Here is an 11,102-nt window from a genome sequence, read left to right as displayed (position 1 = left end):
TGCGGCCCGCGCCATCCGTCAGTCCCGGGTGATCTCGAAACCGACGTTCGAGGGGACGCCGCCCTCGACCCACGTCTCGGGTGACGCGGTCACGAACGACAGCACGCCGAGGATCGCGGCCAGGAGGGGAACGACCCACATCGCTGTGGCCGCGAGCGACAGGATGCGCGTGATGTTCGCGGTCGATGTCGCCTTCGCGGCTCGGTTCAGGGCCACCATGAACACGAGGGCCATGACGAGCCACGTGAGCGGCGAGGGGCGGAGCGTCGCGGTGTAGCAGATCGGGTCGCCGCCGGAGGCGGGGTCGAGGCATCCGCCCCGCGAAGCATGCGTGAACATGCCGTAGAGAACCGCCCACAGGAGGCCGCGCTTCGCGAGCGAGATGATCTCGGGAACGTAGGCACCGATCAGGGTTGACGTCGGCGTCGTCGCGATCGCAGCTGTCACGTCGGCTCCTCCGGGCACGTGACCCTCACGATAGGGCAGAAGTGTGCTCTCGCGGGGCGGGCACGGGCTGCGTGCGCGTCGCGAGTGGCTTGGTGCGGCGCAGTGCCGCGAGGATCGGGCGGCCCACGACGACCATCCCGATGACGGTGGTGATCGCGCGGAGGGTGTCCCAGCTGAGGGTCGAGGTGACGAGCGAGTACAGCAGGAAGCTCGAGAGGTTCACGTCGAGCGGCGCGCTGCCATCGTACGAGATGCCCGTGCCGTAGCCGACGGCGAACGGCCAGAACCACAGGTTCATCAGCAGGCCGAATGCGTACGACGCGACGACGCCGTAGACGCTGAGCATCGCAATCTCGCCCAGGCGGGACACCCGCCGGGGGAGGAGCCCGGCGATCGCACCGACCCACGCGCACGCGAACATCTGGAACGGCGTCCATGGCCCGAACGTGCCCGTGATGAGGGTGGACAGCGCGATCGTCGCCATGCCGAGCAGCATTCCGAACCTCGCGCCGTACGCGCGACCGGCGAGGATCAGGAGGATGAACACGGCCTCGACGCCTCCGACACCGGTGCCCGCGATGCGCACGGCTGCGCCGATCGCGGCGAGGGTGCCGAGGAGTGCGAGCATGTGCGCCGACCGCACGCTGCCGTCGAGCGTCGCGACCACCACGAGCGCGGCGAGCGGCACGAGTGCGAGGGCAGCGATCGGCACGGCCGCGTAGGCCTGCTCGGGCACGGCGGTTGCGACGAGCGGCCAGCAGAACGCCCCGAGCGCGACGAGGTTCGCAGCCGCGAGCGCGAGGAGCGGCAGGCGGCCGCCGAGGCGGCGTCGGGAGCTGGGCGCCGGCTCGCCTGCTCGCAATTCAGGACGGTTCGCAAGAATCGCATCGGCGGGACGACCTTCCCGCATTTCTTCCTGAATGGCGAACGGGGCGCGCTTCGTCACCGGCGCAGATAGACCCCGATTGGGGAGGGAGACGGATGCTGCGGCCAGCACGCCCGCCCGCATCGTCAGCGTCCGGTCGACGCGGGCGGTGAAGTCGGGCTCGTGTGACGCCACCAGCACCGCGGTGCCGGTCACAGCGAGCGAGGTCAGCGCCGACCAGACCAGGTCGCGGGCGGCGGGGTCGAGGCCCCGCGTGGGCTCGTCCACCATGAGCACCCGCGGGGAGCCCGCGAGCTGGATCGCCAGCGCAAGGCAGCGTCGTTCGCCCGCCGAGAGGTCGCGCGGGTGCCGTGCCAGCCGCGCCGCGAACGCCGGGCCCTCGGGATCGAGACCCAGGAACCCCGCGAACCGCGCGGCAGTCGCCGTCGCCGCACCCGAGTCGCGGCGGCTGGCCCGGCGGTCGGCTCGACGGCATTCGGCGGCGACGGTGTCGGAGACGAAGAGGTCGTCCGAGGCGTCGGGCACCAGCGCCGCATGTCCGCTCGTCTCGATCTCCATCCCGCGCGCGGGGAGCGCGAGCGCCGCGAGGAGGCTCGACTTGCCGGCGCCGTTGGGCCCGACGAGCGCGACGATCTCGCCGGCCCGCAGTTCGAGCTCCGCTCCGGCCACGGCGACGGTGTCGCGGTGACGCACCGTGACTCCGCGAGCGCGGAGTACGCGCTCCCGGGTTCCTTCGGGTTCGGGGCGCGTCCCGTGCGCTCGGGGCGTACGCGGTGCGCCCCACGCGTCCGTCGTGCGCCCCAAACCCGGGATAGCTGCCAGGGGAGCGACCGCCCCGTGGTCGATCCGCAGCACCGTGTCGGCGATCGCCGTGAGCGCGTCGACGCGGTGCTCGGCCACCACGACGCACATCCCGGCCTCGTGCGCCAGGGCATCGAGCAGCCCGGCGACCCGCACGCGGGCGTCGGCGTCGAGGTCGGCGAGGGGCTCGTCGATGAGCAGCAGGATCGGGTGCTCCACGATCGCCGCCGCGATCGCGACGAGTGTCGCTTCTCCCGCCGAGAGTCCACGCGTGGGCCGGTCGAGCAGTGCCGTCACCCCCACGCGGTCGGCGATCTCGGCCACGCGCGCGGCGGTGATCACGGGCGCGACGCCGCGCAGCTCGAGCGAGACCCCGATCTCGTCGCGCACGCGCTCGGTGGCGAACGCCTCAAGCGGATGCTGCAGCACCACGCCCACGCGCTGCGCGAGGTCGCGCGGAGGCACGGCCACGCGGTCGTGTCCGACGACCCGCAAGGACCCGGAGATCCAGCCGCCGTCGGTGTGCGTGTGCAGCCCCGAGACGGCGCGCAGCAGGGTGGACTTGCCCGACCCGGTCGGCCCCGACACGAGGATGAGCGTGCCGGCTTCGAGCGCGAGCGAGGACGGCAGACGGATGCCGCGTCCCGCAGCCCCGTCTCCCGCGGCGCCGTCGCCGAATCCGATCTCGACGCCCTCGGCCTCCACGGGTGCGAGGCAGTCCCCGACGAGTCCGCGTCCCGCGAAGCCGCGGAGTTCGAGCGCCGCGGCAACGGCCCCGGCGCGCTCGAGCGTGCGCTCCAGGAGGGGCAGCAGCATCCGTGCCCCGCCGCGCTCGCCGCGGAGTCGCTGCGCGAACCGCACCGCTCGGGCGCCGTCGGCCAGGGAGGGGAGGGTCGCCGCGGCGATCGCGAGCGCACGCGCGATTCCGCGAAGAGGGCCGCGTCGCGAAGCCCGCGCGAACGCCCGATGCAGGTCGACGACGGCGTTCACCACCCCGAAGGCCAGGATGGCCATCGCGATGGGCAGGGCGCTGGCCGCAGCATCCCACAGTCCGTCGACCGTGACGGGGCCCAGCAGCACCACGTGCGCGAACGGCGACGGCAGTCGCACTGCCGGGAGGTCCAGCAGGACGAAGCCGTCGCCGTCGGCGCCGTGGAAGAGGATGCGGTAGACGACCCGGGCCGCCACGAACCCTGCGGCGAGGATCGCCGCGGCTCGCAGGGGACCGGGTCGGAACGTCATGTCAGGATGTCGGCGCTGCCGGCTCTCCGTTCAGGGTGAAGAGCAGCTCGAGCGACTCGCCCGGCTCGAGCTCGAGGGTCGAGATGCCCTCCTGGGCGTAGCCCCACTCGCCGCCCGCAGGCTTGACCCACATCGACCAGTACGCGAACGCCGGAGACATCGCCTCGCACGTCTCGAAGTAGTCCGAGCCGTCCTCGGCGGGGATCGCGAGGTCTTCGGCGGGCACGCCATTCACGCGGCACACGGCGTCCTCGCCGAACTCGACGTTGCCCTCGGTCTCGACGCCGACGAGTGTCAGCGCGTCAGCGGCGGCGAGCGTCTCGTCGGTGTCGATGCACCACGCCTTGCTGTCCTCCTCGAGGGCCGACGCGTCGACGGCCACCGTGATGCCGGCGTCGTCCGCGCACGCCTCGTCTCCGACCTGCACGGCCTGCGTCTCGGAGGCCGTGGGCGCAGCCTCCGGCGCGTCGGACGCGCAGGCGGCGAGGGCGAACAGCAGGGCAGCGGATGCCGCGGCAGCCGCCACGGCGCGAAGAGTCGAAGTCACCGATCCAGGCTAGGCCCAGGCCCCGGGTGTCCGGTTGCACATGACGCTCGCGCGGAGCCCACCGTAGGCTGGCCGGGTGAGCGTTTCGGAACTCTTCGACGACAGCGAGTGGCAGCGGGCCCCCGGCCAGCCGGACGGCGGCTACACCGACATCACCGCCCACGTCTCGAAGGACGGCCGCATCGCGCGCATCGCGTTCGACCGGCCGGAGGTGCGCAACGCCTTCCGGCCGCACACCGTCGACGAGTTCTACCGCGCCCTCGACATCGCCCGCCAGGACCCGCGCGTCGGCGTCGTGCTGCTCACGGGCAACGGACCGAGCCCGAAGGACGGCGGCTGGGCGTTCTGCTCGGGCGGCGATCAGCGCATCCGCGGCCGCGACGGCTACAAGTACTCCGAGGACGAGGCGGCCGTCCCCGCCGACGCGCAGGCCCGCGCGGGCCGGCTGCACATCCTCGAGGTGCAGCGGCTGATCCGGTTCATGCCCAAGGTCGTCATCGCCGTGATCCCCGGCTGGGCTGCGGGCGGCGGGCACTCGCTGCACGTCGTGTGCGACCTGTCGATCGCCTCCGCCGAGCACGGCCGGTTCAAGCAGACCGATGCCGACGTGGGCTCGTTCGACGCCGGCTACGGCTCGGCCTACTTCGCCCGGCAGATCGGGCAGAAGTTCGCCCGCGAGGTCTTCTTCCTCGCCGAGGAGTACTCGGCGCAGCGCGCCTACGAGATGGGCGCCGTCAACCGGGTCGTGCCCCACGCCGACCTCGAGCGCGAGGCCGTGGCGATGGCCCGCACGATCCTCACCAAGTCGCCCACCGCGATCCGCATGCTCAAGTTCGCGTTCAACGCCGTCGACGACGGCTTAGTCGGGCAGCAGGTCTTCGCCGGGGAGGCCACGCGCCTCGCCTACGGCACCGACGAGGCGGTCGAGGGCCGCGACTCGTTCCTCGAGAAGCGCGATCCCGACTGGTCGCCCTACCCCTGGCACTTCTGATGAGCACCAACTCCTCAATATCCCGTGGCCTGGGCCCGCGAGTGCGGCGAAGCCGCCCGCGCCGGCAGGTTCTGGAGGAGTTGGTGCCCGCGTGAAGCTCGTACCCGTCGTCGGCGACGATCCCCGCGAGATCCTGCGGGGACTCCGCGGCGCGCTCCACGGCGCCGGACCTGCGCTCGGGCTCGGGCTCGTCAGCGGGCTGCCCGGTGAGGTGCGGGCCGGCACCGCGGTCGTCGTGACGACCTCCGGGTCCACCGGGGTCCCGAAGAGCGTCGTGCTCAGCCGCGACGCGCTCACCGCGAGCGCGATGTCGACGGCCGACCGCATCGGCGACGGGGCGTGGCTGCTGGCACTGCCCGCGAGCTACGTCGCGGGACTCCAGGTGCTCGTGCGCTCGCTGGTCCAGGGCCGAGAGCCCGCGATCCTGTCGGGGGCGTTCACTCCGCAGGCATTCACGGCCGCCGCGCTCACGATGGTGTCGACGGAGGGCGGGCAGCGCGTGCCGACCTACACGTCGCTCGTTCCGGCGCAGCTGTCGAAGCTGCTCGACGCTGCCGGGCACGACCCGTCGGTGCTCGCCGCGCTCCGCTCCTTCGAGACGATCCTCGTCGGCGGTCAGGCGCTCCCCGCCGCGACGCTCGAGCGCGCCGAGGCCGCGGGGGCCCGCATCGTGCGCACCTACGGCTCCACCGAGACCAGCGGCGGATGCGTCTACGACGGCGTCGCCCTCGGCAACGTGCGGCTGCGCATCGAGCGCGGCGAGGTGCAGGTCTCCGGCGCCGTCCTGGCGGACGGCTACCTCGGCGACGAGGAGCGGACGGATGCTGCGTTCCTCCGCGACCGCGACGGCACCCGGTGGTACCGCACCGGCGACGCGGGTCTCATCGAGGACGGGGTCCTGCGCGTGCGCGGACGCCTCGACAACGTCATCGTGTCGGGCGGCATCAACGTCTCGCTGGACCGCGTCGAGCGGATCGTGCGGGGGATCCCCGGCCTCGCTCTCGCCGTCGTCGTCGGGGTTCCCGACGAGCGGTGGGGCGAGGCATCCGTGGTCGTCGCCTCCCGGGGCGAGGCGCTGCGCCGGAGCGAAGCGGTCCAGCTCGAAGAGGCGCGCGCCGCCGTGCAGGCCGAGATCGGCGCCCACGCCCGCCCGGCCCGGCTCGTGCTGGTCGACGAGCTCGCGACGCTGCCGTCGGGCAAGCCCGACCGCGAGGCGATCCGCCGCGCGGTGATGTCGCTGCACTGACGCGGCGCGCCACGGGAGTCAGCCCGGCGGGTACGGCCCGGTGCCGACGACGCAGAAGCGGTTGCCCTCGGTGTCTTCGAGCACGGTCCAGTCGGCGTCGTCGGGGTAGTCATGCCAATCGACCTCGCGCGCGCCGAGGCCGACCAGCCGCTGGACCTCGGCCGCCTGGTCCTCGGCGTACAGGTCGAGGTGGATGCGCGGCGGATAGTGCTGCGGATACCCGGTGACAGACAGCGCGAGGCTCGCGCCGGGCGCCGCCCAGTCGGCCTTGCCCGGCGGATCGAGGATCACCCAGTCGTCGGAGGGCTCCTTGCGGTTGACGTAACCGAGGGCGGCGCGCCAGAAGTCGCCGGCGCGACCGATGTCTTCCACGGTGAGGACGATGGACCCGATGCTCAGCATGGGCTTCATCCTCGCCCTCGGCGCCGACATCCGTCAGGGGGTTGACCGATGCGCGTGGCTCATCGTCTCGGCCCCTATGATGTGCATTCGTGGCAGGAACCCCCAGCAAGAAGCGCGCCAGCGCCGGACGCAAGAAGCAGCAGTCTCGCGGGAACCCGCAGAAGGCGCACGTCTCGCGAGACCCCGCGCACGTCGAGAAGCCCACGGCGCGCGACTGGATCGGCGCCGCGCGCCTGCGCACGCTGCCGCTCGCGATCACGCCGATCCTCGTCGGCACGGGCGCTGCGATCCTCGTGGTCGACGTCTTCCACTGGGTGATCGCGCTCTTCTGCCTCATCGTGTCGGTGTCGCTGCAGATCGGCGTCAACTACGCCAACGACTACAGCGATGGCATCCGCGGCACCGACGACTTCCGCGTGGGGCCGGCCCGCCTCACGGCGAGCCGCAGGGTGAAGCCGCGCACCGTGCTCATGGTCGCGCTGGCGTTCTTCGCGATCGCCGCGCTCGCGGGCCTTGCGATCACCATCCGCACACAGCAGTGGTGGCTCATCGCGGTGGGGGCCGTCTGCATCGTCGCCGCGTGGTTCTACACCGGCGGCAAGCGCCCGTACGGCTACTACGGCCTCGGCGAGCTCTTCGTCTTCGTGTTCTTCGGCTTGGTCGCGACGCTCGGAACCACCTGGGTGCAGGCGTTCGTGCTGCCGCAGGAGGCGTGGTTCGGCGCCGTCGGCGTCGGCCTCATCGCGTGCGCGGTGCTGCTCGCCAACAACCTCCGCGACATCGACCAGGACCGCGCCGCGCACAAGCGGACGCTCACCGTGCTCATCGGCCGCACCGCCACGCGCTGGCTGTTCACGGTGTTCGTGCTGGTGGCATTCGCCATCGCCGCGTTCCTCGCGTGGATCGGCTACCCGATCGCGTGGCTGACGCTGCTGGCGCTCCTGGCCGGCGCGCCGGCGATCCTCATCGTGTGGACGTACCGCGACCCCCGCGAACTCGTCGTCGCCCTCGGCCTCACGTCGCTGACGTCGGTCGCCTACGGCGCCTTCCTGATGTGGGCCTTCATCGGCTGACGGATGCTGCGCCCCTAGGTTGTGCGCCGCGCTCGTGGCGTTTCGACTCGCAAGCTCGCTCAACGACCGGGGAAGGGCCGGGCACTCGTGGTTGTGCGCCGCGCTCGTGGCGTTTCGACTCGCAAGCTCGCTCAACGACCGGGGAAGGGCCGGCACTCGTGGTCGTGCGCCGCGCTCGTGGCGTTTCGACTCGCTCGTTCCTCGCTCGCTCAACGACCGGGGAAGGGCCGGGCACCCGTGGTTGTGCGCCGCGCTCGTGGCGTTTGACTCGCAAGCTCGCTCAACGATCGGGGAAGGGGCCGGGCACTCGTGGTTGTGCGCCGCGCTCGTGGCGTTTGACTCGCAAGCTCGCTCAACGACCGGGGAAGGGCCGGGCACTCGTGGTTGTGCGCCGCGCTCGTGGCGTTTGACTCGCAAGCTCGCTCAACGATCGGGGAAGGGGCCGGGCACTCGTGGTCGTGCGCCGCGCTCGTGGCGTTTCGACTCGCAAGCTCGCTCAACGACCGGGGAAGGGCCGGCACTCGTGGTCGTGCGCCGCGCTCGTGGCGTTTCGACTCGCTCGTTCCTCGCTCGCTCAACGACCGGGGAAGGGCCGGGCACCCGTGGTTGTGCGACGAACGGGTTCCTCGCTCGCTCAACGATCGGGAAGCAGCGGGAAAGTAGTCCGAATCCCGGTCGTTGAGCGGAGCGCGCTCTGGCGCCCGACGTCGAAACGCCTCGGGTCTGCGAGATCGCGTCAGCCGCGGGTGCCCGGCGCTTCGCCGTCGGGCGTCGCGGGGGCGGCGGCGTCGGCCGCGGCATCCTCCGCCTCCTCGTCGCTCGCGGCGGCGCGCGCCTGGGCACGGCGTTCGGCGAGGCCCGAGGTGACGTCGTCGAGGGGCTTGCGGAGGAACAGCACGGAGAGGCTGAGCCCGATGAGGGCGGCGAAGATGGCGGCGAGCCAGTAGTACTCGCGCATGATCGGGAACAGCATCAGGATGCCGAACGGCACGAGGAATGCCAGCAGCCGCAGCACCGAATAGACGATGGCAGAGCGCGCTTTCACCCATCCATCCTACGTTCCGTGGCGAGGGGGCTTCGGCGACGGTTGCGTCACGGAGCGCCTGCGACCGCCCACTTGCGGCCCCGCCCGCCTAGGATGGGAAGATGCCTCGGGTGCTGTTGATTCTGGCCCTGGTGGCGACCGCGTTCTGGGTCTTCACCATCGTCGATTGCGCGGTCCAGCCCCCGACCCGCCACCGTGGCGTGAGCAAGCCCGTCTGGATCCTCATCGTCGTCCTGCTGCCCGTCCTCGGCGGCCTTCTCTGGCTCATCGTCGGCCGCGGGCGTGCGTCGTCCGTCGCCTCGCGTCGCGCCCCCGACGACGACCCCGAGTTCCTCGGCCGCATCGGCACGATCAGCGACCAGGACGAGCGCATCCGCCGCCTCGAGGAGGAGCTCGCGCAGCTCGACGCCGAGGGCGACGACCCGCGCTACAACCCGCCGACCGAGCCCGCGGCATCCGACGACGCCACCGCACCCGGCAGCGCCGCCGCCGCGGGCGGCACCGCGACGCCGGGCACCCCGCCGCAGCCGAAGCCGCCGATCCGCCCCGCGGACGGCGACGACGACGCCCGCGGTCAGCGCGGAGCCATCGGCTGACGTGACCGACTCCGACAGCGCCGGGGGCGTGCTCGCGCCCGCGCCCGCGACCGACGCCGCCGCGGCGCTGCTGAGCCGCCTCGTCGAGCTGGGGGTGCGCCACGTCGTGCTGAGCCCGGGCTCGCGCTCGCAGGCTCTCGCCCTGGTCGCCGCTGAACTCGAACGGCGCGGCGCCATCCGCCTGCACGTGCGCATCGACGAACGCGTCGCGGGCTTCACCGCCCTCGGCATCGGACGAGAGACCGGGATGCCGGCGGCCGTCGTCTGCACGTCGGGCACCGCGGTCGCGAACCTGCTGCCCGCCGCACTCGAGGCCCATCACGCCGGCGTGCCGCTGCTGCTGCTCACCGCCGACCGCCCGCCGGAGCTGCGCGGCGTCGGCGCGAACCAGACGACGCGCCAGCCCGGCATGTTCGCGCCTACGGTGCGGCTCGAGGCCGACGTGCCGGTGCCCGAGGCCCACGACCCCGACGGCACGCATGAGCAGAGCGCGATGCTGCGGCTGCTCGCCGAGGATGCGGTCGCCGCCGCGCTCGGCGCAGGCACGCGATCGCCGGGTCCCGTGCACCTGAACCTGCCGTACCGCGAGCCGCTGTCGGGCTCCCTCCCCGTGTGGATGGGCGTGCCCGCCGCCGAGCTCGACACGGCGATCGTCGACGACCCCGACGGGCCCCCTGTGGCGGTCGACGCCGAGGACGACGCATCCGGTGCGCTCTATCAGGGCGGTGGCGGCATCGGCGAGGCCGACCTCCCGGCCGAGCCCGAAGAAGCGCCGCTCGTGCTCGAGCGCGGCCCACGCACCATCGTGCTGGCGGGTGCCGACGCCGGCCCCGACGCCGAGGAGCTCGCCCACGTGGGCACCTGGCCGCTCATCGCCGAGATCGTGAGCGGTGCGCGCTTCGGTCGGCACCTCGTTCACGGGTACCGCGCGCTGCTGCGTGACCCGCAGCTCGGCGGCCGCATCGAACGCGTGGTGGTACTGGGGCATCCGACCCTCGCCCGCGAGACGGCAGCGCTGCTCTCCGACCCCGGCATCGAGGTCATCGCGGTCCGGGGTCCGGGCGAGCCGCTCAACCTCAACGGCGCGACGATCGCGGCCGACAGCGTCGCCGTCGCGACCGGCGACCCCGATCGCGAGTGGCTCGGGGAGTGGCTGCAGGCTTCGCGCGCAGCATCCGTCGACCTCACTCCGCCGGCTCCCGACGCCGACGGCCTGTCGTCGGCGGTGCCGGGGGAGCGGCTCGGTGCGATCGCGGCGGAGCTCGGTGTGATCCGCGCGCCCGTCGACCGTGCCGCGCTCGTCGACGCCGTGTGGCGCGCGACGTGGCCCCACGATCGCCTGGTGTTCGGCTCGTCGCGGCTCGTGCGCGTCGCCGACCAGGTGCTTGCGGGCAAGAAGGTGCCGGTGCACGCCAACCGCGGGCTCGCCGGCATCGACGGCACGATCGCGACGGCGACCGGCGTCGCGCTGGCGAGCCAGTCCGGCGGAGGCGCGGGCGTCACGCGCGTGATCCTGGGCGACCTCGCGCTGCTGCACGACGCCGGAGCGATGCTGCTGCCACCGCAGGAGGACGAGCCGCGCATCCAGCTCATCGTGGGCAACGACGGCGGCGGCACGATCTTCGACGGACTCGAGGTGGCGGCCGTCGCGGGCGCCGACGTCATGGATCGGGTGCTGCTGACCCCGCACACCGTGCGCCTCGAGCAGCTGGCGCTCGCGTTCGGCTGGGAGTACCGCCGCGTGACGACGCGCACGGCCCTCGACCAGGCGCTCACGTCGCCCGTCGGCGGGCGGCAGCTCATCGAGGTTCCGCTCGAGCGCTGAC

10 protein-coding genes are annotated in these 11,102 nt (G+C 72.8%); 5 read left to right on the top strand and 5 right to left on the bottom strand.

All coding sequences use genetic code 11. The annotated features are described in order from the left end of the window. Positions 1-18: 18 nt before the first annotated feature. The 3 genes from ACEYYH_RS16815 to ACEYYH_RS16805 are packed head-to-tail and all read right to left on the bottom strand — an operon-like array spanning position 19 to position 3,923. Entirely contained in the window at positions 19-447 is a 429-nt protein-coding gene (locus ACEYYH_RS16815; RefSeq protein WP_374975455.1) for a hypothetical protein, read from the bottom strand. 25 nt (positions 448-472) lie between these two features. Continuing rightward, positions 473-3,376, bottom strand: a complete 2,904-nt coding sequence (locus ACEYYH_RS16810; protein WP_374975454.1) for an ATP-binding cassette domain-containing protein — start codon at positions 3,374-3,376, stop codon at positions 473-475. Position 3,377: 1 nt separating this feature from the next. Then, a complete protein-coding gene (locus ACEYYH_RS16805; RefSeq protein WP_374975453.1) occupies positions 3,378-3,923 on the bottom strand; it encodes a hypothetical protein in 546 nt (181 codons plus the stop codon). Positions 3,924-3,999: 76 nt separating this feature from the next. Between ACEYYH_RS16805 and ACEYYH_RS16800 the strand changes: the two genes are divergently transcribed. Next, positions 4,000-4,914, top strand: a complete 915-nt coding sequence (locus ACEYYH_RS16800; protein WP_374975452.1) for a 1,4-dihydroxy-2-naphthoyl-CoA synthase — start codon at positions 4,000-4,002, stop codon at positions 4,912-4,914. Between the two features lie 91 nt (positions 4,915-5,005). Beyond that, a complete protein-coding gene (locus tag ACEYYH_RS16795; RefSeq protein WP_374975451.1) occupies positions 5,006-6,160 on the top strand; it encodes an AMP-binding protein in 1,155 nt (384 codons plus the stop codon). A gap of 18 nt (positions 6,161-6,178) precedes the next feature. Here the strand turns inward: ACEYYH_RS16795 and ACEYYH_RS16790 are convergent, their stop codons facing one another. Beyond that, the gene (locus tag ACEYYH_RS16790) at positions 6,179-6,562 is read right to left on the bottom strand and encodes a VOC family protein (protein ID WP_374975450.1); all 384 of its coding nucleotides are present in this window, start codon (positions 6,560-6,562) and stop codon (positions 6,179-6,181) included. An 89-nt stretch (positions 6,563-6,651) separates the two neighbouring features. On the opposite strand from ACEYYH_RS16790, the gene ACEYYH_RS16785 reads away from it, so the two are divergent. After that, a complete protein-coding gene (locus tag ACEYYH_RS16785; RefSeq protein WP_374975449.1) occupies positions 6,652-7,635 on the top strand; it encodes a 1,4-dihydroxy-2-naphthoate polyprenyltransferase in 984 nt (327 codons plus the stop codon). A gap of 736 nt (positions 7,636-8,371) precedes the next feature. Here the strand turns inward: ACEYYH_RS16785 and ACEYYH_RS16780 are convergent. After that, a complete protein-coding gene (locus tag ACEYYH_RS16780) occupies positions 8,372-8,680 on the bottom strand; it encodes a DUF4229 domain-containing protein (RefSeq protein ID WP_374975448.1) in 309 nt (102 codons plus the stop codon). A 101-nt stretch (positions 8,681-8,781) separates the two neighbouring features. Between ACEYYH_RS16780 and ACEYYH_RS16775 the strand changes: the two genes are divergently transcribed. Next, positions 8,782-9,276, top strand: coding sequence for a PLDc N-terminal domain-containing protein (locus ACEYYH_RS16775; protein WP_374975447.1), 495 nt, complete (start codon positions 8,782-8,784; stop codon positions 9,274-9,276). A gap of 1 nt (position 9,277) precedes the next feature. After that, on the top strand, positions 9,278-11,101 hold the full coding sequence (gene menD / locus ACEYYH_RS16770) for a 2-succinyl-5-enolpyruvyl-6-hydroxy-3-cyclohexene-1-carboxylic-acid synthase (RefSeq protein ID WP_374975446.1): 1,824 nt from the start codon (positions 9,278-9,280) through the stop codon (positions 11,099-11,101). Position 11,102: the final 1 nt, after the last annotated feature.

Origin of the sequence: Microbacterium trichothecenolyticum (assembly GCF_041938625.1) — a bacterium.
Classification (GTDB): domain Bacteria; phylum Actinomycetota; class Actinomycetes; order Actinomycetales; family Microbacteriaceae; genus Microbacterium; species Microbacterium trichothecenolyticum_D.
This window is presented reverse-complemented; position numbering and strand designations above follow the sequence as displayed.

What these genes read in the sequence shown, in the direction of transcription:
- ACEYYH_RS16810 (WP_374975454.1), bottom strand. Translation starts at nt 3,376, where the DNA reads ATGACGTTCCGACCCGGTCCCCTGCGAGCCGCGGCGATCCTCGCCGCA.
- ACEYYH_RS16790 (WP_374975450.1), bottom strand. Translation starts at nt 6,562, where the DNA reads ATGCTGAGCATCGGGTCCATCGTCCTCACCGTGGAAGACATCGGTCGC.
- ACEYYH_RS16775 (WP_374975447.1), top strand. Translation starts at nt 8,782, where the DNA reads ATGCCTCGGGTGCTGTTGATTCTGGCCCTGGTGGCGACCGCGTTCTGG.